This is a genomic window from Pseudomonas sp. MS01C9 (genome assembly GCF_058202755.1).
This window is the reverse complement of the sequence record NZ_CM177073.1, coordinates 2,066,657-2,087,116: the sequence shown is the minus strand read 5'-3', so window position 1 is coordinate 2,087,116 and position 20,460 is coordinate 2,066,657. Positions and strand designations below refer to the sequence as shown.

The window sequence follows — 20,460 nt, the reverse complement described above, 5'->3', positions numbered from 1 at the left end:
CTACATGAAAAAAACTCTTCCTTTAAGCCTGATCGCAGCCCTCGGTGAAAACCGTGTGATCGGCATCGACAACAGCATGCCCTGGCACTTGCCGGGGGACTTCAAATACTTCAAGGCCACCACCTTGGGCAAGCCGATCATCATGGGCCGCAAGACCTGGGATTCCCTCGGTCGACCGCTGCCGGGACGGCTGAACATCGTGGTCAGCCGCCAGCCGGGCCTGGAGCTGGAGGGGGCGCAAGTTTTCTCCTCGCTTGAAGCTGCGGTGGCGCGGGCCGAGGCGTGGGCCCTGGAGCAGGGCGCCGACGAACTGATGCTGATCGGCGGTGCGCAACTGTACGCCCAGGCCCTGGCGCAGGCCGATCGCCTGTACCTGACCCGCGTGGCGTTGAGCCCGGAGGGAGACGCCTGGTTTCCGGAGTTCGATTCAAGCCAGTGGCGGTTGGTCTCCAACCAGCCGAACCCGGCGCAAGGGGACAAGCCGGCCTACAGCTTCGAGGTATGGGAAAAGCTCTAAGGCAAAAAGCTTCGCGAGCGAGCCCGCTGCCGCAGTCGAGCGGTTTGCGCTGATACAGCTCGGTCAGCTGTGCAAGCGGACTCATTCGCGAAGGCGATCTACCAGGCGCCGCCAATCAAGCCTGCACCAACTCCCCATGCTCCTCGGCACCCAGCACTGCCTTGTCGGTCTGCTGCATCACCTGGCTGGTGAGTGCTCCGGCGGTGATCGAACCGCTGACGTTCAATGCCGTGCGCCCCATGTCGATCAGCGGTTCGACGGAAATCAGCAACGCCACCAACGAGACCGGCAGGCCCATGGCCGGTAGCACGATCAATGCGGCGAACGTCGCGCCGCCACCCACGCCGGCGACTCCGGCCGAGCTCAGGGTGACGACCGCCACCAAGGTTGCGATCCAGACCGGGTCCAACGGATCGATACCCACGGTTGGAGCGACCATCACCGCCAACATGGCCGGATAGAGGCCGGCGCAGCCGTTCTGTCCGATGGTGGCGCCGAACGAGGCGCTGAAGCTGGCGATGGCGCGCGGAATGCCGAGACGGCTGGTCTGGACCTCGATACTCAAGGGAATGGTCGCGGCGCTGGAGCGGCTGGTGAAGGCGAAGGTCAGCACCGGCCAGATCTTGCGGAAAAAGCGCAAAGGGTTGATCCCGGCGGCGGACACCAGCAGGCCATGTACCACGAACATCAGGCCCAGCCCCAGGTAAGACACCACCACGAAACTGCCAAGCTTGATGATGTCCTGCAGGTTGGAACCGGCCACGACCTTGGTCATCAAGGCCAGCACACCGTAAGGGGTCAGCTTCATCACCAGGCGTACCAGGCGCGTCACCCAGCTTTGCAGGGTGTCGATGGCGTTGATCACCTTCTGGCCCTTGTCCGCGTCATCCTTGAACAATTGCAGCGCCGCGATGCCCAGGAACGCCGCGAAAATCACCACGCTGATGATCGAGGTCGGCTTGGCCCGGGCCAGGTCGGCGAAAGGATTCTGTGGGACGAAAGAGAGCAACAGTTGCGGGATGTTCAGGTCGGCGACCTTGCCGGCGTAGTCGCTCTGGATCACCTGCAGTCGCGCCAGCTCCTGGGTGCCGGCCACCAGGCCTTCGGCGGTGAGGCCGAACAGGTTGGTCAGGCCGATGCCGATCAGGGCGGCGATGGCGGTGGTGAACAGCAGCGTGCCGATGGCCAGGAAGCTGATCTTGCCCAGGGACGAGGCGTCATGCAGGCGGGCCACGGCGCTCAGGATCGAGGCGAAGACCAGCGGGATCACGATCATCTGCAACAACTGTACATAGCCATTGCCCACCAGGTCGAACCAGGCGATGGACGCTTTGAGCACCGGGTTGCCGGCGCCGTAGACGGTATGCAGGGCGACACCGAACGCGACGCCCAGCGCCAGGGCCAGCAGCACTTTCCTGGCCAGGCTCCAGCTGCCGTGGCGGGTTTGCGCAAGGCCGAACAGCAAGGCGAGAAACACCAGCAGATTGAGGATCAGTGGAAGATTCATCAGGAGACTCCGATAAGACTTGTGCAGTCGCCTACGCTCTGTACGAAGGCCTTGATACTCATCCATGCGGCGTTGAAAACTGCCTCGCGATGCTCATGTATTCCAATGCACTGCGCTTGCTCGGCTGTTTTCGCCTTGCCTGATCTTCGTCTCAAGACTTCTCGAACAGAGCCTGGGCCAGACTGTGAAGCGAGGAGCCTAACAGCCTGATAACTAAAGAATTAATACTAAAAAAGCATGTGGTATGTCGTTTATGGAATAAGGACGTGGCGTTTGCAGGTATGCCGCTGGCGTTATCAAGATGCAAGCGGTCGCGGGGAGACGAGGGTTGTCATCGGCATTTGTTAGCGTCGAGCTCTTTGAACCAGGAGAAATGCCGATGAAGCTCGCACCTCGTTTTCTCGCTGTCGCCTTGGGTCTTGGTCTCGCCGGCCAGGTACTCGCCACCGAACTCAAACACTGGCCGGCGGAACAGGCCAGGGCACTGGACGCGATGATCGCGGCCAACGCCAACAAGGGTAATTACGCGGTGTTCGACATGGACAACACCAGTTACCGCTATGACCTTGAAGAGTCGTTGTTGCCGTTCATGGAAAACAAGGGCCTCATCACCCGGGAAACCCTGGATCCCTCCCTGAAGCTGATGCCATTCAAGGACACGGCCGATCACAAGGAAAGCCTGTTCAGTTACTACTACCGCCTGTGCGAAGTGGACGACATGGTTTGCTATCCGTGGGTCGCCCAGGTGTTTTCCGGCTTCACCCTCAAGGAACTCAAGGGCTACGTCGACGAGCTCATGGCCTCCGGCAAGCCCGTCCCGACGACGTATTACGACGGCGACAAGGTGGTCAACTACAACGTCAACCCGCCAAAGATCTTCACCGGCCAGACCGAGCTCTACCAGAAGCTGATGGAAAACGGCATCGAGGTCTATGTCATGACCGCGGCGTCGGAAGAGCTGGTGCGCATGGTCGCCTCCGATCCCAAATACGGCTACAACCTCAAGCCGCAGAACGTCATCGGCGTGACCACCTTGCTCAAGGACCGCAAGACCGGCGAATTGACCACCGCGCGCAAGCAGATCACCGCCGGCAAGTATGACGAAAAGGCCAACCTCGGCCTGGAGTACACGCCCTATCTGTGGACCCCAGCGACCTGGATGGCCGGAAAGCACGCGGCAATCCTGACGTACATCGACGAATGGAAGAAGCCGGTGCTGGTAGCCGGTGATACCCCCAGCAGCGACGGCTACATGCTGTTCCATGACGTGGACGTGGCCAAGGGGGGGATTCACCTGTGGGTCAATCGCAAGGACAAGTACATGACCCAGATAAACGGCATGATGGCCAAGCACGCTGCCGCCCAGGCCAAGGAAGGCCTGCCGGTCACGGCGGACAAGAACTGGGTGATCGTCAAGCCGGAAGATATCCAGTAAGGCCAGGTAAACCGCCACGCGACTGTGGGAGCGAGCGGGTTCGCTCCCACAGTTGATAACCGTTTTATCACGCAATACCAGACAAAAAAATGCCCCGCACCTGGCGGGGCATTCTTGTTGCACGAGGGATGTTTATAGCCCGTCGAGCATCGCCTTGTTGCGCACCGCGCCCTTGTCGGCGCTGGTGGCGAGCAGGGCATAGGCCTTGAGCGCAGTGGTCACCTTGCGGGGACGCAGCTCCACCGGTTTCCAGCCTTTCTTGTCCTGCTCGACGCGGCGTTCGGCCAGTTCTTCGTCGCTGATCAACAGGTTGATCGAGCGGTTCGGAATATCGATCAGGATCTTGTCGCCGTCCCGTACCAGGCCAATGGCACCGCCTGCGGCGGCTTCCGGCGAGGCGTGGCCGATGGACAGGCCCGAAGTGCCGCCGGAAAAACGGCCATCGGTCAGCAGGGCACAGGCCTTGCCCAGTCCTTTGGATTTCAGGTAGGAGGTGGGGTAGAGCATTTCCTGCATGCCCGGACCGCCTTTCGGACCTTCGTAGCGAATGATCACGATGTCGCCGGCCTTCACCTCGTCAGCGAGGATCCCGCGCACGGCGCTGTCCTGGCTCTCGAAGATCTTCGCGTTGCCTTCGAAGACATGGATCGACTCGTCGACGCCAGCGGTTTTCACCACGCAGCCGTCCAGGGCGATGTTGCCATAGAGTACCGCCAGGCCACCTTCCTTGGAGTAAGCGTGCTCGACGCTGCGGATGCAGCCGTTTTCGCGGTCGTCGTCCAGGGTTTCCCAACGGGTCGACTGGCTGAATGCCGTCTGGGTCGGAATGCCTGCCGGGCCGGCCTTGAAGAAATGGTGCACGGCTTCGTCGTCGGTCTGGGTGATGTCCCATTTGGCGATGGCTTCGGCCATGGTCTTGCTGTGCACGGTCGGCAGGTCGGTGTGCAACAGGCCGCCACGGGCCAGGGAGCCCAGGATGCTGATGATCCCGCCGGCACGGTGCACGTCTTCCATGTGGTACTTCTGGATGTTCGGCGCGACCTTGCACAGTTGCGGCACGTTGCGGGACAGGCGATCGATGTCGCGCAGGTCGAAATCGACCTCGGCTTCCTGGGCGGCGGCCAGCAGGTGCAGGATGGTGTTGGTGGAACCGCCCATGGCGATGTCCAGGGTCATGGCGTTCTCGAACGCCTTGAAGTTGGCGATGTTGCGAGGCAATACCGATTCGTCGTTGTCGGAGTAGTAACGCTTGCACAGCTCGACGATGGTGCGACCCGCCTGCAGGAACAGCTGTTCGCGATCGCTGTGGGTGGCAAGGGTCGAGCCGTTGCCCGGCAAGGCCAGGCCCAGGGCCTCGGTCAGGCAGTTCATGGAGTTGGCGGTGAACATGCCGGAGCACGAACCGCAGGTGGGACAGGCGCTGCGCTCGTACTCGGCGACCTTCTCGTCAGAGGCGCTGGAGTCGGCGGCGATCACCATGGCGTCAACCAGGTCCAGGCCGTGGCTGGCCAGTTTGGTCTTGCCGGCTTCCATCGGACCGCCGGACACGAAGATGACCGGGATATTCAGGCGCAGCGCAGCCATGAGCATGCCGGGGGTGATCTTGTCACAGTTGGAAATGCACACGATGGCGTCGGCGCAGTGAGCATTGACCATGTATTCGACGGAGTCGGCGATGATCTCGCGGCTCGGCAGCGAATAGAGCATGCCGTCGTGGCCCATGGCGATGCCGTCATCCACCGCGATGGTATTGAATTCCTTGGCGACGCCACCGGCGCGTTCGATTTCGCGGGCGACCAGTTGGCCCAGGTCCTTGAGGTGAACGTGACCGGGGACGAACTGGGTGAAGGAGTTGGCAATGGCGATGATCGGCTTCTTGAAGTCGTCATCCTTCATCCCCGTGGCGCGCCACAGAGCGCGGGCGCCGGCCATGTTGCGGCCATGGGTGGATGTTTTCGAGCGGTATTCGGGCATGGAGCACTCCGGGCGGCTAATCAGTACTAATCAGGTATCAATGGGAAGTGAGCTTCTGTTGACGTCTGGAACACTCGGGAGTGGCTGTGTGTCCGGAAGCGGCCGATGACTTTGCAGGATCACTGCTTGCCTCAGCTTGAGCTCATAAACCCGCCGGGGATGAATGGCGATGAATGCCCCGATTCTACACCGCTGGCGTCAGGATGAAATGACGCAAAGCGCCGATTGGACGCCAATGTGGCGCCCGGGATGACGACTGGCGGCATTCAACCGGTCAGCAACCCCCTGTGGCGATGCCGGATCAGCCCATTGAGTGCCAGCCCCAGGAGGCTGAGCAGTACCAGGCACAGGGCCAGGGTGGTTTGCAGGCCCAGCGGGGTGAGGCTGATCACGGCACTGGTCAGTCCGCCGACGACGAAGATCAACACGCTGCCGGCCGAGGCCGACGTACCCGCCTGCTCGGGAAACCGGTTCATCGCCCGGGTGTGGGCCGCCGCCCGGGCAATGGTGGTTCCGGCAGTGCAGACGATCATGGGCAGCAAGAGGGTGGTGATCGACAGGCCCAGGTGGCTGGAGAGCCCGAGCATCATCACCCCTGCCGTCAGGATCAGGCCCAGGCCAGTGAAGATTTGCGTCTGGGAGTCGATTCGGTTGCTCAATACCGTCGCCAGCGCTCCGCCGCCGATATAGGCCAGCCCGTAGCCCAGCAGGGCCAGTGAAAACGCCTCGGGTGACAGCCCCAATTGGTCGATGAAGACCAGTGGCGAGATGACGATGAAGGAAAAGTGGCAGGAAAAGGCCAACGCAGAAGTCAGCCAATAGGCCATGAAGCTGAAGTCGCCGCAGACCTTTCGATAGGCGCTGATAAAGCTCAGGCGCTGCGGATGGGAGGTTGCCGCAGAAGACGGCAGCAAAAGGCAAGCGCCTGTAAATACCGCTATTGCCAGGGCGATGAACACCAGGAAGCTGCCCTGCCAGCCCATCCAGGCTTGCAACCCGGTGCCAGCCAGCGGGGATACGGAAATGAAGACACCGCCGCAGGTCACCAGGAATATGCGCAATCGTTGCTGTTCCTGCCCGGTAAAGAGATCCTGGATCAAGGCCTGGGAGAGGACGAAACAACCGCACCCCAATGCCTGGACGACTCGGGAAAACAGAAAGAGCCCGTAGTCGTCAGCGATGACGCACCCGGTTGCGCCAATGGCCGCGACCGTGATGCCAACCAGCAACAGGGCCTTTCGGCCCAGGGCGTCGGAGAGAGGACCCACCAGCAGTTGCGAGAGGGCGATGCCCACCGCGAACAGGCTGACGGACAGGGCGATGTCCGAGGACGAACGCTGGAAGTGCTCCGACAGCGCAGGGAACGAGGGCAGTACCACATCGATGGGAAACACGCCCAGCAGGGTCAGTGTGAGCAATAGAGCCACAGTGGCTGGCTTGCGGGTGTGGCGTGGGGACCTGGCGTCAACCATCGATAAACCCCGCCTGGCTGAACAGCTGCCGGTAATGGCCGTTGTCGAAGAAGCCCGCGTCGCTCATGGCCGCGAATGTCGACACCGCACCGCAACGGACACGCCGGGCGTGGGCGCCTGGCAGCAGTAGGCCGGAAACGATCTGGCGCGAGCTTTGGTTATCGAAGCCGACACTGGCGAGGCTGCGCAGCAGCCAGGAGTCATCGGGCTCGAAATAGAGCCCGATGATATGCAGCAGCATCCCGGCGGCGAGGTCGCGCTGCGTGGAATCGAGGACGGACCACAGGTACTGGAACACCTCGCTGAAGTAGCGACTGTGCCGTGCCTCGTCCTCGAGGTGGTTCCTGAGCATCCGGTACACCGTGCAGACCAGGGTGTTGCGGGTGATGGCGAGCAGTTCCCGGGCAATGATGGTTTCGGAAACGAACCCCAGCAGCAGCCAGGCCAGGGGGCGATCCATCGGCGAAGCGGCGTCGATCGTGCTCAGCAAACGGTTGATGCGCCTGGGCGGCTGGCGGTCGTCGATGCCATAGAGGTTCGCGATCTGCTCGGCCACTTCGTTGGAAAAAAGCGCGTGGTAGCCCTCATCGGTGTAGAGCTGCAGGGCCGCGGTTTTCATTCTTCGGGGGATCGGTACGGCCAGTTCGCCATGGATGATGGTTTCTACCGAGCGATTGACGACCCGGTGTTCGAGCATCGTGGTGTAGTCGAGGAAATACAGGAGGTGGTTGGCAGCCAGGCGCTGGGCAACGGCGCGGCCTGCCTGGCGGACCAGCGGATGTTCGACATAGGGGATGAAGGCCGGTGGAAACCAGTCCCGGCTGGAAAGCTGCTGCTCCAGGTCGTCGGGCAATCGATAGTGGTCCCTGCGGGTACGCACTGCGGCCTTGTTGTCCCAATCGCCAAGGGTGTAGCGGGGCGACTGCCCAAAGGAAATGTTGGTCATGACACAGCGTCCTGGCGTTCGATCAGGGCTGTCAGCTCTTTGCAATGCACCTGCCCGTCGCCATGGCCGCAGCCGACAAAAAACAGCGGTTGCTCACAGGAGTCCTCAAGCCCCAGCAACCGTTCGACCTCACGATCGCTCAACGCGCCGGTCAACCAGGTATCGAGGCCGAGCGCCGTGGCGACCATCAGGAATGTCTGGGAAACGTGGCCCGTTTCGACGAATGCCATGCGGTAGGCGCGGGAGTGTGCGTATTTCCACCAGAGCTTGTCGAAGCGTGAGGTGATGAACAGCCCGAACGGCAAAGGGTTGATGAAATGCTGGCCGCACAGCAGCCGACCCAGGGGAGCCTCCGGCAGGGAGGCGGTCAGGCTCAGGGCATGTTCGTCCGGAAGATAGGCGTAGAGGCCTGGCGCGAGGCCTGTCACGTCGCGTACGTAAAGATAACCTTCGCAGGCATTCAGGCCGCCGCCTGACGGGCTGCTGCGTCTTGCGCCCAGTGATTCGGGGCCGGCTGCCCCATGGATGTCCCGGCGTTCGTTCAGGTAGCCCAGGGACAGGTAAAGCAGTGTGCTGACCTGCTCGATCGAGATGGGCTGGTCGCGAAATGAACGGGACGTGCTGCGGCCGACCAGGGTTTGGATCAGCGAAGCGTCCTGCAAGTCGGTGAGCAGGGGGCGGGCCAGGGCGATCCGGTCGGCTTGAGGGTTGCTGATCCTGGCTGAGGGCATGGGTGAAGCGAGCACCTCGTTGCAGTGTTGCAGATACAAAGCTGCCCACTCATTTACATCTTGGGGGATATCGGCGCACGGAATGTTCTTGGTGCCGATATGAAATATTCTGGATAGCTCATCCCATTCCCATTTGGTGGGGGTTCTTGCTTCCTTGATAAGGATTTCTGCGTCCAGCAGGTCGGCGTCAATGGGATAATTGATATCAAACGTGGATGGGTCTTGTATAAGTTGCGCCAATCGTGTCGAGTAGCGAAGTTCCAGTTCGAACTGGGTATGGCGCTCGTAGTTCCAAACGACCTGATGCGGCGGGCGGGCAAGTATGAACAGGCACGGATTTATATGCATGAGGGTGGGTTCCGCTGGTGTGACGAGCCAGGGCAGGGCCGGGGTGCCGGCATTCCCCGGCCCTGGTTACTTCTTACTTACTTGGTGGCGGCTTTTGGAACAACCAGGCCGGCCAGGTTTGCGATTTTGTCAGCTTCCAGATTGATTGCTTTCATGATACAGCTCCTTTGTTTTGAATAAGTGTGTTTGAACAAGTTGTGTTTTCTAGTGCAGGTCACTTTTGAAGTGACTGTTCAATCATAGTTTTTAATGAATGCTTGGCAAGCGGAGATTGAGTAGGAAAGCTCCAGTAATAATGTGGGAGAGTTCATACAGAATTTAACTGTGTCGTTATTAACTTCGGTATGAGGTAACTTTTCAGACATGCAAATAAAAATCGCAGCCCAAGGCTGCGATTTTTATTTAACCAATGCGGGCCGAAGCGCCGACCGCGCCGGGGGAACTCAGCTGTTAGGCAGCAGCCGGCAGATGATGCTCTTGATGTAGCGGGTTTCGGCAATGGCCGGATGCACCGGGTGGTCGGGTCCCTGGCCGCCGCGTTCAAGCAACTGGATGTTGCGATCCAGATGACGGGCACTGGTCAACAGGATGTTCTGCAGGTCATCTTCGGGCAGGTGCATCGAGCACGAGGCACTGACCAGGATGCCGTCCTTGGTCAGCAGGCGCATGGCCTGTTCGTTGAGGCGACGATAGGCGCCTTCGCCGTTCTTCAGGTCTTTCTTGCGTTTGATGAAGGCCGGAGGGTCGGCGACGATCACGTCGAAACGTTCTTCGCTGGCCTTGAGCTCCTTGAGGGCTTCGAACACGTCGCCTTCGATGCAGGTCAGCTTTTCAGCGAAGCCATTCAACGCTGCGTTGCGTTCGACACCGTCGAGGGCAAAGCTCGAAGCGTCCACGCAAAACACTTCGCTGGCGCCGAATGCCGCGGCTTGCACGCCCCAGCCGCCAATGTAGCTGAACAGGTCGAGCACGCGCTTGCCTTTGGCATAGGGTGCCAGGCGTGCACGGTTCATGCGGTGATCGTAGAACCAGCCGGTCTTCTGGCCTTCCATGACCGGCGCTTCGAACTTCACGCCGTTCTCTTCCAGGGCGACCCATTCCGGCACCAGGCCGAACACGGTTTCGACATAGCGTTCCAGCCCTTCGGCATCGCGGGCGGCGGAATCGTTCTTGAACAGGATGCCGCTGGGCTTGAGCACCTGGGTCAGGGCGGCGATCACATCGTCCTTATGGGCTTCCATGGTGGCAGATGCGATCTGCACCACCAGGATGTCGCCGAAGCGGTCGACCACCAGGCCTGGCAACAGGTCGGAATCGCCATAGACCAGGCGATAGAACGGTTTGTCGAACAGTCGTTCACGCAGCGACAGCGCCACGTTCAGACGGTGTACCAGCAGGGATTTGTCCAGCGGCAGCTTCGCGTCGCGGGACAGCAGCCGGGCGCAGATGAGGTTGTTCGGGCTCAGCGCGACCACGCCCAGCGGCTTGCCACCGGCGGCTTCGAGGATTGCCTGGTCGCCGGCCTTGAAACCGTGCAGCGGGGTGGCGGCCACGTCGATTTCGTTACTGTAGACCCACAGATGACCGGCGCGCAGGCGGCGGTCGGCATTGGCTTTGAGGCGCAGGCTGGGCAGGGACATGACGTCGCTCCGGAAAAAAGAGCGGGAGTATACCGTGTCGGAGCGAGCGGCGGGCCAGGTGGGCGATGAAACGCGGGGCGCCTGGTGGGCGCGCCTTGCCCGGATAAAGGACGGGGCCCGCGAGCCGTGGTGTAAAAAACTCCTCAAGCTGATTGGGTTGGCTGCCGACCTAGGCCTGTATCTGAATGAAAGTTTCGTCGATCGACCCCGGCGGTGTGTCGAGCCCGTCCTGAAGGGGTAGAATCCTCGCCTGTCCCAGAGTGTGTGCAGCCATGTCCAAAGAGCTTTCCGCCGAACAGATCCAACAATCCCTGCAAGGCATCAGCGTCCCGCCCCAACCGCAGATCATGGTGGATCTGCAGATGGAGCAGTACATGCCTGACCCGGATCTGGAGACCATCGCCAAACTGATCTCCCAGGACCCCGGTCTGTCGGGAGCCTTGCTTAAAATCGTCAATTCGCCGTATTACGGCCTGCGCAACAAGATCACCTCGATCCAGCGCGCCGTGAACCTGCTGGGCAGCCGCTCGATCATCAACCTGATCAATGCGCAGTCGATCAAGGGCGAACTGCACGACGATACCATCGTCACCCTCAACCGATTCTGGGATACGGCCCAGGACGTGGCGATGACCTGCCTGACCCTGGCCAAGCGTGTCGGCCTGGAGAATGGCGACGAGGCCTATGCCCTGGGCCTGTTCCATGACTGCGGCGTGCCGCTGATGCTCAAGCAGTTCCCCAACTACATGAGTGTGCTGGAGCAGGCGTATGCCAGCGCCAGTGCCGAATGCCGGGTGGTGGACACTGAAAACCGCCTGTTCAATACCAATCACGCGGTGGTCGGTTACTACACGTCCAAGTCCTGGCGCCTGCCGGACCATGTCAGCCAGGCCATTGCCAACCACCACAACGCCCTGGCGATCTTCAGCGACGAATCCTCGCGCAACAACAGTCAGTTGAAGAATCTGCTGGCGATCCTGAAAATGGCCGAGCACATCTGCGCTTCCTATCGGGTACTGGGTAACCAGGCCGAGGACCACGAATGGGCCTGTGTCGGTGATCTGGTGCTCGATTACATCGGCCTGTCGGAATACGATTTCCAGACCCAGAAGCAGGAAATCCGCGATCTTGCCACCCGCTGAGGCCCGATAGCGCCGTACCATCGTCCATTCGAGAAATCCATGCCAGAACTGCCCGAAGTCGAAACCACCCGCCGCGGAATTGCCCCGCACCTGGAAGGGCAGCGGGTCAGCCGCGTGATCGTGCGCGATCGTCGCCTGCGCTGGCCGATTCCGGAAGATCTGGATGTGCGGCTCTCGGGCCAGCGGATCGTGCAGGTGGAGCGGCGCGCCAAGTACCTGCTGATCAATGCCGAGGTGGGCACGTTGATCAGCCATCTGGGCATGTCCGGTAATCTGCGTCTGGTGGAAGTGGGCATGCCTGCCGCCAGGCATGAGCATGTGGATATCGAACTGGAGTCCGGCCTGGCCTTGCGCTACACCGATCCTCGGCGTTTCGGCGCGATGCTGTGGAGCCTCGACCCGCTCAACCATGAACTGCTGATTCGCCTCGGGCCGGAACCGTTGACCGATCTCTTCGACGGTGAGCGCCTGTTCCAGCTCTCCCGTGGGCGCTCCATGGCAGTCAAGCCGTTCATCATGGACAACGCCGTGGTGGTGGGCGTGGGCAATATCTATGCGACCGAAGCGCTGTTCGCCGCCGGGATCGACCCGCGTCGAGAGGCCGGGGGCATCTCCCGGGCGCGTTATCTGAAACTGGCGATCGAGATCAAACGCATCCTCGCCCATGCCATCGAACGCGGCGGTACCACGCTGCGTGACTTCATCGGTGGCGATGGCCAGCCCGGCTATTTCCAGCAGGAACTGTTCGTGTACGGCCGGGGTGGGGAGCTGTGCAAGGTCTGTGGAACCGGGCTGAGGGAAATCCGCCTGGGGCAGCGTGCGAGTGTCTGGTGCCCGCGCTGTCAGAGATGATCCGTCCCCAGGGTCTATAGTCAGTAGTCATATTGGCTAGCCGAAGGACCGCCCCCATGAATCTGCTTCGCCCCGTCGTTCTTGCGTTGCTGCTGAGTGTCGGTTTGCCTGCCCTGGCGAACACCGGCAGCGGTGATCCGCGCTACACCATCCAGAACCCGCCCGCCTACGCCATGATCGGCGACTTGCTGATCGCTCGCCCGCTGTTGCTCGCCGCCACAGTGATCGGCGCCGGGGCATTCGTGGTGTCGTTGCCCTTTACCGCGCTGGGCGGTGGGGTTGGCGATGCAGGAAAGGCATTGGTGGTAGACCCGGCGAAAGCCACGTTCGTGCGCTGCCTGGGCTGTGTCGGGGAGGGGTTCGAGAGTCAGGACTGAGGCGCGACCGGGTTGCCGCGCCGTGGCTGATGGCCTTGTCGCCAGGCGCGGCTGGCGCCCTGTGGGCGTGAGCCTGCTCGGGCACGGATGCTACGAGCCTCCAGCTCAAGCCTTGCCGGTGATCCTGCGGTACTTGGCCATCAACTGTTCTTCGGTTTCCGGATGGGCTTCGTCCAGCGGGATGCAATCCACCGGGCAGACCTGCTGGCACTGGGGCTCGTCGTAATGGCCGACGCATTGGGTGCACAGGTTCGGATCGATGACGTAGATCTCTTCGCCTTGGGAGATGGCCTCATTCGGGCATTCGGGTTCGCAGACGTCGCAGTTGATGCAATCGTCGGTGATGATCAGGGACATGCAAGCTCCTGCCGGGGCGCTGGGCCCGGGCATCTGAAAACGGATGTGCGCAATTGTGCCGCATTGACGAGCTCAGTGCACGCGGCCGCGATGGACTGCACTGTCACCCAAGGCGAGGCTGCGAGGCGAGTCGCAGCCAGGGGCTTACTTCTTGAAGCGCTCGGTCAGCGCATCGGCCACGACCGGGTGGACGAACTTGCTGATATCGCCGCCCAGGGCTGCGATTTCCCGCACCAGGGTCGATGAAATGAAGGAGTAGCGCTCCGAGGGTGTCAGGAAAAGACTTTCCACGTCAGGTGCCAGCTGACGGTTCATGTTGGCCAGCTGGAATTCGTATTCGAAATCCGAGACGGCCCGCAGGCCACGCAGGAACACGTTGGCATTCTTTTCCTTGGCAAATTGCGCCAGCAGCGTCGAGAAACCGACCACTTCCACGTTGGGCAGATGCCGGGTCACCTCGCGGGCCAGCTCCACGCGTTGCTCCAGGGAGAACAGCGGGTTTTTCTTCGGGCTGGCGGCGACGGCAATGATCACATGGTCGAACAGGCGCGAGGCGCGTTCGACCAGATCGCCATGGCCCTTGGTAATCGGGTCGAAGGTACCTGGGTACAACACTCGGTTCATCGCGTCGTCCTGGCGGGAGTCCGTTGGGGAGTCGGATGGTATCGCAGCCGACTCGGTCGGCCAAGTCGCCTGTAGGATAAGACAGCACTATAGACGTCGCGAATAATCCGGATCTTCATGGGTTTTTCAGGCGTTCGGCCAGGGAATTCGCCAGTTTCGCCGTCAGCCCGTACACCGACAATTGTGGGTTGGCACCGATACTGGTGGGAAACAGGGAGCCATCGTGGACCGACAGGTTGCTCAGTTGGTGATGACGACCGAGGCTGTCGGTGACGGCGGTTTTCGGGTCCTCCCCCATGGCGCAGCCGCCCATGACATGGGCGCTGCCCAGGCGCGTACGGAACAGGGCAAGGTCCAGGCCGTCGATCAGCGTCCGGGCTTCGGCCAGGGTCTTCACATAGCGGGCATCGCCGTGCATCGGCATGACCGCCCGGGCGCCGCCGGCGAACTGAATCTCGGCCATGCTGTGGAAAGCCCGGCGCAAGCCATCCCAGGTGTAGGCGGATACCGGATAGTCGAGTACTGGCGTGCCGTCGCCGCGCAATTCCACGCTGCCGCCGGGGCTGTCCGGGTGAAAACCGTCCCGTAGCAACGCCAGCATCGCGTGGGTGTAGGGCAGTTGGGCCATGTGCCGGGCATTCTCCGGGCCGTAGCCGCCCAGCAACGTGGCGGCAAGGGCGGGGTGCAGGGGTGGAACTTCGAGTTTGTAGGACATTTTGCCAGTGACGCCGTCCTGCCATTGGAAGTGATCCGAGTAAATCGATTGCGGTGCTCCGTAGAACGGGTTGATGACCTCATCGAACTGGCCGGCCGACATATTCACCAGGTGCAGGAAGGTACGCTTGCCCAGGCGCTCGTGGGGGTCCGGCGCATCGGAGCGCAGCAGCAAGGCCGGGCTGTTGATCGCGCCGCCGGCCAGTACGTAGTGTCGCGCCTTGACCGTGATGCGCCGTCCGGTCGGAGCCACGCACCGCTCATCCATCGCCACGCATTGCAGATCGATGACCGTATCGTTGCGCAGGGTCAGGCGTTCGGCCCGCGCCAGGTAAAGCAGCGCGCCACCCTGGTCCAGGGCGGCCGGAATGCTGGTTACCAGCATCGACTGCTTGGCGTTGGTGGGGCAGCCCATGCCGCAATAACCCAGGTTCCAGCAGCCACGCACATTGCGCGGGATCACGTGCCAGCTGTACCCCAGCCGTTCACAGCCCTTGCGAATCACGTCGTTGTTGGCATTGGGCGGCATCAGCCACGGCGCCACGCCCAGGCGCTGCTCCATGCGTTCGAACCATGGGGCCATGTCGGCGGGACCATGCCCCTTGACGTCGTGCTCCGAGGCCCAGTGTTCCAGCGTCTGTTCCGGTGTGCGGAAGCAGGAAGTCCAGTTGATCAGTGTCGTGCCGCCCACCGCCCGGCCTTGGAGGATGGTGATGGCGCCGTCCTTGCTCATCCGTCCGAGGCCTTCCTGGTACAGGCTGGTGTAGGCCTGGTCTTCGAGCAGCTTGAAGTCGTTACTGGTCTTGAGCGGGCCTTCCTCGATCAACAGGACCTTGTAGCCCGCGGCGCTGAGGATTTCCGCGGTGGTGGCGCCCCCGGCGCCGCTGCCGATGATTGCCACGTCGGCGTCCAGGGTCAGGTCCTGGGTCAGTTCGGCACCGTTGTAGGTGGTCCAGCCACGGGCAAGGCCTTCGCGAAAAGGATCGGGTACGGGCATGTCGGGCTCTCTCTTGTTGTCATGAAACTGCGATGAAGGTCCCCGTGGCGCGGCCTTCGAGTGGCTTCAGACAGCGGGAGGGCCCGGATAGCCACAGTTCGCCCAGGCCTCGGCCCGGCTGTACCACGCCATCATCACCATTTGCAGCAACGAACAATGGCCTTGGCGCAGGAGGTCCAGCGAACTGTTTTCCCACCGCTGGAGAAAGTGTCGGATTTCATCGGCGCTGGCGTTTTCCCACGCACCCCAGACACCGGTCAGCGGCCCTCGGGTAATGCCCAGCGTAAGCACGTCGAACAGCTGACGGGCGAGCCTGAGCGTGGCCGGGGAAAGATGAGCCAGGCCGGTGTCCAGGCTTTGCAGGGTGGCGGTCGTGGCGGTCGGGAGCGCCTCGACGCTCACGGCGTCCTCCAGCATGACCGGAATCACCGCACGCAGAAACGGCAGGTCGCTGTCGCGCAGCGCCGCCAGGCCGTTTCCTGGGTGGCCGGGTGAACACGCGCCCAGGCTGACGGTGCTCAGGAAGAGACTGGCACCGAGGCTGAATTTCAGCAGGCCGCGCCGGGACAGCGCGGGTGTATCGGTCAGGCTTGGGTTCATTGTTGTTTTTATCCGGCAAGGCGCTGTCAACGGACAAACAGCTTCTGGATCAGTTTCTGAAGCGGCTTGCCATAAGGCGGGTAGATCAGTTTTGCGGCGTTGAAGCGCTGCTTGGTCAGCACGCCCTTGGCCTTGCTGAACGTCAGGAAACCTTCGTGCCCGTGGTAATGCCCCATTCCCGAGGGGCCGATGCCACCGAATGGCAGGTCATCCTGGGCCACATGCAACAGCGTGTCGTTCAGGCAGACGCCACCGGAATGGGTTTCGTCGAGCACGCGCTTGTGTTCGGCCTTGTTGTAGCCGAAATAGTAGAGCGCCAAAGGGCGAGGGCGCTGGTTGACGTAGGCAAGTGCCTGGTCAAGCGTCTCATACGGCACGATAGGCAGCAGCGGGCCGAAGATTTCGTCCTGCATGACCGTCATGTCGTCACTGACGTTGAGCAACAGGCTATGGGCCATGCGTCGCCCCTGGCCCTGGTCGAACAGCTCGATCAGCAACCCGCCCTTGCTCGTGGCATCGCTGATGTAGCCATTGAGCCGCGCCAGTTGTCGTTCGTTGATGATTGCGGTGTAGTCCGGGTTGTCTGCCAGTGTCGGATAAAACCCGCGAACCGCTTCGCGATACGCTTCGACGAATCCGCCGACTCGATTTTGCGGGACCAGTACGTAGTCTGGCGCAACACAGGTTTGCCCGGCGTTGAGCATCTTGCCGAAGGCTATTCGCTCGGCGGCGTCCTTCAGGGGCACGTCGGTGGACACGATGGCCGGTGATTTTCCGCCGAGTTCCAGGGTGACGGGGGTCAGGTTCTCCGCCGCGGCCCGCATCACGTGCCTGCCGATACTGGTGGCGCCGGTGAACAGCAGGTGGTCGAAGGGCAACCTGGAAAACGCCACACCAACGTCGGCCTCGCCCAGCACGACGCAAACCAGGTCCTCGGGAAAGATACGGGCCAGCAGCTGCTTGAGCAGCAATCCGGTGGCCGGGGTCGATTCGCTGAGCTTGAGCATCACCCGATTGCCCGCCGACAACGCCCCGACCAACGGTCCGATGGCCAGGAACAACGGATAGTTCCAAGGCACGATGACCCCGACCACGCCCAGCGGCTGGTAGACCACTTTGGCCGAAGCTGGCTGGAAAGCCATGCCTACCTTGCGCCTCGACGGTTTCATCCATCCCGGCAGGTGTCGGCTGGCGTAGTGGATGCCATGCAGGCTCGGCATCAGCTCGGCCAGTAGCGTTTCATCGGCGCTGCGGTGACTGAAATCCTGGCTGATGGCTTCGATCAAGGCTTGTCGTTCGTCGCTCAATACCTCACGCAGCGCCTTGAGCCACTGTCGGCGCTGGGCTGCCGGAGGCAACGGATGGGCGGCGTAGGCCCGACGCTGTGCCTCGAAGAGCGACCGCAGCTCATCCAGGTTCTGTTGGGATTCGTGCAGATAAGCGATGTCGGCAGGCATTGGCAGGCCCTGATTATTATGGGAGTGAGTGTTTTTAGAGTTTATGCTCTAAAAAGTCAAATGACATCCGGTGCGGCTATGGGTTTGTCCCGAAGACGATAGATCGTAAGATGCCGATCAATGCCTTCGTCGAAGTAAAGCCCAAGCCATGGCCCCACGAATGAAAACCAGCGAGCGCATCGTTCAAAACAGCCTCGAGCTGTTCAACCAGCAGGGCGAGCGCAGCGTCAGCACCAACCATATCGCTGCCCACATGGACATGTCCCCGGGCAACCTGTACTACCACTTCCCCAACAAGCAGGCGATCATCGCCGTGCTGTTCAGTGAATACGAAAACCTGGTGGACAGCTTCCTGCGCCCGCCCCAGGGCCGGGCTGCCACAGTGGAAGACAAGCGTTTCTATCTGCAGGAACTGCTGTCGGCGATGTGGAGCTATCGTTTCCTGCACCGGGACCTGGAGCACCTGCTGGACAGCGATCCAGACCTCGCGGCCCGTTATCGACGTTTTTCCCAGCGCTGCCTGATCCACGGCACTGCCATCTACGAAGGCTTCGTCGCGGCCGGCATCCTGAAGATGGACCGTGTGCAGATCGAATCCCTGACCCTCAACGCCTGGATCATCCTGACGTCCTGGGTGCGATTTCTGTGCACCACGAGGGAAAATTCCAGTCATTTGAGCGAGCAGGCCATCAAGCGCGGGGTGTACCAGGTGCTGGTGCTGGAGGCCGGCTTCGTGACCGACGAGGCGCGTGAGGCGGTGGATGCACTGTTCAAAGAGTATTACGTCCCGCTGGCCCAGACCCTGGAGGAAGGGCAGTAGGATTCGGACCTCGATTCAGCCATAGGAGCTTCAGCATGCCCATCGCGCAAGTCATCAGCCCTCAAGCCCTGGAGCAGAGGAGGTCGCAGCCCGGGCTGGTGATCCTCGATTGCCGCTTTGCCCTGGAAGACCCCGATTACGGCCAACGTAGTTACGCGGAGGGGCATATCGCCGGGGCTTCGTTCGCGGACCTCGAACGGGACCTGAGCGGGCCGGTGATCAAGGGTATGACCGGGCGCCATCCATTGCCGGAGCCTGAAGCCTTGATCGAGCGCTTCCGGGCCTGGGGCATCGATCATGACAGCGACATCGTGCTGTATGACGATGGCCCCGGAGCCTATGCCGCCCGGGCCTGGTGGCTGCTGGTCTGGCTGGGCAAGCGCGATGGTCTCTACATCCTCGATGGCGGGCTCAAGGCCTGGCATGCCGCCGGTCTGCCCTTGAGCCTCGATCCACCGGCAGCGGGACGCGGATCCTTCAGCGGTTCGCCGGATATGACCTTGCTGCTTGGCGCCCAAGAGCTGGAAAAACGCCTGGGCCAGCCGGAGATGACCTTGCTGGATGCCCGGGCCTTGCCGCGATTCAAGGGCGAAGTCGAGCCGATCGACCCGGTGGCCGGCCATATCCCGGGGGCTCAGTGTGCTGCGTTCACCGACAACCTGGACGCGCAGGGACGTTTCCTGCCCGCCGGTCGGCTCAAGCAGCGTTTCGCCGATCAACTGGGCGAGCGATCGCCCGCCGGGCTGGTGGCCTACTGTGGCTCCGGCGTAACGGCGTGCCACAACCTGTTCGCCTTGTGCCTGGCGGGTTATCCGTTGGGCAGGTTGTACGCCGGCTCCTGGAGCGAATGGATCAATGATCCGCAGCGAGGCGTGGCCAAGGGCGAGTGACTCGCCTGCCGCAAGATTGAAAGGGAATCGGCAGAGGGCCCGGGCCGCGACGGATCATGTCTGGCCCAGACTCGCCAGCCAATGAGGAATGCGTCGTTCCAGATAGTATCCGGGACGCCGCAAGGTTCCGTCGACGAACCCTACGTGTCCGCCCTGGGCGTGCAGTTCAAGGCGGGTGGAAGCTGACAGCTCGCCGGGCTCGGGCAGGCTGTGGGGAAATACGAAGGGATCGTCGGCGGCCTGGATCACCAGGGTTCGCGTACGAATCCCGCCCAGGAAATAGCGACTGGAAGCACGACGGTAATAATCGGAGGCGTCGGAAAAACCATGCAGTGGTGCCGTCACCCGTCCGTCAAAATCCCAGAAGGTGCGCATGTTTTCCAACGGGCCCAGCGCCGACAGGGCCGCCAGCCCCTCATGATGTCCGTCGTGCTTGAAGCGGCGTTCCTTGTTGCGCACATAGGCCACCATTTCACGCATGAAATGCGCCTGGTAAAACCTGGAGAACCCCTGGCCGATGCGGTCTGCGCACTGGTCAAGGCGAAACGGCACCGAAACCGCCACCGCTCCCAGCAACTGGCTGTCGTTGCCGGTTTCCCCCAGATGCTTGAGCAGTACGTTGCCGCCCAGGGAGTAGCCTACCGCGAAGAGGGGCGCCAGGGGACGTCGGGTTCGCAAGTGGGTGATGGCGGCGGCCAGGTCTTCGCTGACACCGGAATGATAACTGCGGGGCAGCAGGTTCGGTTCCCCCGAGCAGCCGCGCCAGTTCAGCGCGACACTGGCCCATCCCTGTTGGCCGAGAGCGTGTTGCAAGCCGGCTACGTAAGGCGAATTGGAGGAGCCGGTCAGCCCGTGAAGCACCAGCACCAAGGGTGCCTTGGCACTGTGGGGGCCATGCCAGTCCAGGTCGAGAAAATCGCCGTCCTCGAGCCAAAGGCGTTCGCGCTCGCGCTGGATGGGGACGCTCTTGCGCCATAGTGGTCCCCACAAGGTCTGCAAGTGCGGATTGCCCAGGCCCCGGGCGGGCATGAAACGTTCGGATGCGGCGGACACGATCATT

Annotated in this window: 19 protein-coding genes; 7 read left to right on the top strand and 12 right to left on the bottom strand. The window is 61.8% G+C overall.

All coding sequences use genetic code 11. The features are described 5' to 3' along the window. The first annotated feature begins 4 nt into the window (after window positions 1-4). Entirely contained in the window at window positions 5-517 is a 513-nt protein-coding gene (locus AC1M7R_RS09675) for a dihydrofolate reductase (protein WP_072458562.1), read from the top strand. Window positions 518-632: 115 nt separating this feature from the next. On the opposite strand, the gene AC1M7R_RS09670 is transcribed toward AC1M7R_RS09675, so the two are convergent. Further along, a complete protein-coding gene (locus AC1M7R_RS09670) occupies window positions 633-2,024 on the bottom strand; it encodes an L-cystine transporter (protein WP_072430909.1) in 1,392 nt (463 codons plus the stop codon). Between the two features lie 379 nt (window positions 2,025-2,403). On the opposite strand from AC1M7R_RS09670, the gene AC1M7R_RS09665 reads away from it, so the two are divergent. Continuing rightward, window positions 2,404-3,459, top strand: coding sequence for an HAD family hydrolase (locus AC1M7R_RS09665; RefSeq protein WP_490610379.1), 1,056 nt, complete (start codon window positions 2,404-2,406; stop codon window positions 3,457-3,459). Window positions 3,460-3,591: 132 nt separating this feature from the next. Here AC1M7R_RS09665 and ilvD read toward each other — a convergent pair whose 3' ends face one another. From ilvD to AC1M7R_RS09640, 5 genes are all read right to left on the bottom strand, one after another. Continuing rightward, window positions 3,592-5,433, bottom strand: coding sequence for a dihydroxy-acid dehydratase (ilvD, locus tag AC1M7R_RS09660; protein ID WP_072390325.1), 1,842 nt, complete (start codon window positions 5,431-5,433; stop codon window positions 3,592-3,594). 266 nt (window positions 5,434-5,699) lie between these two features. Next, the gene (locus AC1M7R_RS09655; RefSeq protein WP_072390322.1) at window positions 5,700-6,905 is read right to left on the bottom strand and encodes an MFS transporter; all 1,206 of its coding nucleotides are present in this window, start codon (window positions 6,903-6,905) and stop codon (window positions 5,700-5,702) included. After that, a complete protein-coding gene (locus AC1M7R_RS09650; RefSeq protein ID WP_072390319.1) occupies window positions 6,898-7,851 on the bottom strand; it encodes a diiron oxygenase in 954 nt (317 codons plus the stop codon). The genes AC1M7R_RS09655 and AC1M7R_RS09650 overlap by 8 nt, the downstream gene beginning before the upstream one ends. Next, window positions 7,848-8,930, bottom strand: a complete 1,083-nt coding sequence (locus AC1M7R_RS09645; protein WP_072458564.1) for a SagB family peptide dehydrogenase — start codon at window positions 8,928-8,930, stop codon at window positions 7,848-7,850. Before AC1M7R_RS09645 ends, AC1M7R_RS09650 begins: the two co-directional genes overlap by 4 nt. A 443-nt stretch (window positions 8,931-9,373) precedes the next feature. Further along, entirely contained in the window at window positions 9,374-10,570 is a 1,197-nt protein-coding gene (locus tag AC1M7R_RS09640; RefSeq protein ID WP_072430907.1) for a class I SAM-dependent rRNA methyltransferase, read from the bottom strand. 272 nt (window positions 10,571-10,842) lie between these two features. Between AC1M7R_RS09640 and AC1M7R_RS09635 the strand changes: the two genes are divergently transcribed. From AC1M7R_RS09635 to AC1M7R_RS09625, 3 genes are read left to right on the top strand one after another with little or no spacing between them, the layout of a single operon-like run. Beyond that, window positions 10,843-11,712 carry an HDOD domain-containing protein gene (locus AC1M7R_RS09635; protein ID WP_072390306.1) on the top strand — a complete coding sequence of 290 codons (870 nt, stop codon included), beginning with the start codon at window positions 10,843-10,845 and terminating at the stop codon, window positions 11,710-11,712. A gap of 39 nt (window positions 11,713-11,751) precedes the next feature. Beyond that, window positions 11,752-12,564, top strand: coding sequence for a bifunctional DNA-formamidopyrimidine glycosylase/DNA-(apurinic or apyrimidinic site) lyase (gene mutM / locus AC1M7R_RS09630; RefSeq protein WP_072390303.1), 813 nt, complete (start codon window positions 11,752-11,754; stop codon window positions 12,562-12,564). Window positions 12,565-12,620: 56 nt separating this feature from the next. Next, entirely contained in the window at window positions 12,621-12,941 is a 321-nt protein-coding gene (locus AC1M7R_RS09625; RefSeq protein WP_072390300.1) for a multidrug transporter, read from the top strand. A gap of 105 nt (window positions 12,942-13,046) precedes the next feature. On the opposite strand, the gene AC1M7R_RS09620 is transcribed toward AC1M7R_RS09625, so the two are convergent. The 5 genes from AC1M7R_RS09620 to AC1M7R_RS09600 all read right to left on the bottom strand — a co-directional run bounded on the left by AC1M7R_RS09620 (window position 13,047) and on the right by AC1M7R_RS09600 (window position 17,690). After that, window positions 13,047-13,298, bottom strand: a complete 252-nt coding sequence (locus AC1M7R_RS09620) for a YfhL family 4Fe-4S dicluster ferredoxin (protein WP_009683359.1) — start codon at window positions 13,296-13,298, stop codon at window positions 13,047-13,049. Window positions 13,299-13,442: 144 nt separating this feature from the next. Then, window positions 13,443-13,922, bottom strand: coding sequence for a pantetheine-phosphate adenylyltransferase (gene coaD, locus AC1M7R_RS09615; RefSeq protein WP_072390296.1), 480 nt, complete (start codon window positions 13,920-13,922; stop codon window positions 13,443-13,445). A 115-nt stretch (window positions 13,923-14,037) separates the two neighbouring features. Beyond that, a complete protein-coding gene (locus AC1M7R_RS09610; protein ID WP_165888079.1) occupies window positions 14,038-15,633 on the bottom strand; it encodes a GMC family oxidoreductase in 1,596 nt (531 codons plus the stop codon). 66 nt (window positions 15,634-15,699) lie between these two features. Continuing rightward, on the bottom strand, window positions 15,700-16,233 hold the full coding sequence (locus AC1M7R_RS09605; RefSeq protein ID WP_072390290.1) for a twin-arginine translocation pathway signal protein: 534 nt from the start codon (window positions 16,231-16,233) through the stop codon (window positions 15,700-15,702). Between the two features lie 26 nt (window positions 16,234-16,259). Next, the gene (locus tag AC1M7R_RS09600; RefSeq protein ID WP_490610378.1) at window positions 16,260-17,690 is read right to left on the bottom strand and encodes a coniferyl aldehyde dehydrogenase; all 1,431 of its coding nucleotides are present in this window, start codon (window positions 17,688-17,690) and stop codon (window positions 16,260-16,262) included. Window positions 17,691-17,838: 148 nt separating this feature from the next. On the opposite strand from AC1M7R_RS09600, the gene AC1M7R_RS09595 reads away from it, so the two are divergent. Together AC1M7R_RS09595 and AC1M7R_RS09590 are read left to right on the top strand one after the other, a co-directional pair. Then, entirely contained in the window at window positions 17,839-18,510 is a 672-nt protein-coding gene (locus AC1M7R_RS09595; protein ID WP_072390284.1) for a TetR/AcrR family transcriptional regulator, read from the top strand. 35 nt (window positions 18,511-18,545) lie between these two features. Next, the gene (locus tag AC1M7R_RS09590) at window positions 18,546-19,400 is read left to right on the top strand and encodes a sulfurtransferase (protein WP_072430902.1); all 855 of its coding nucleotides are present in this window, start codon (window positions 18,546-18,548) and stop codon (window positions 19,398-19,400) included. Window positions 19,401-19,454: 54 nt separating this feature from the next. On the opposite strand, the gene AC1M7R_RS09585 is transcribed toward AC1M7R_RS09590, so the two are convergent. Beyond that, on the bottom strand, window positions 19,455-20,453 hold the full coding sequence (locus AC1M7R_RS09585) for a hydrolase (RefSeq protein ID WP_490610377.1): 999 nt from the start codon (window positions 20,451-20,453) through the stop codon (window positions 19,455-19,457). Between the last annotated feature and the right edge of the window lie 7 nt (window positions 20,454-20,460).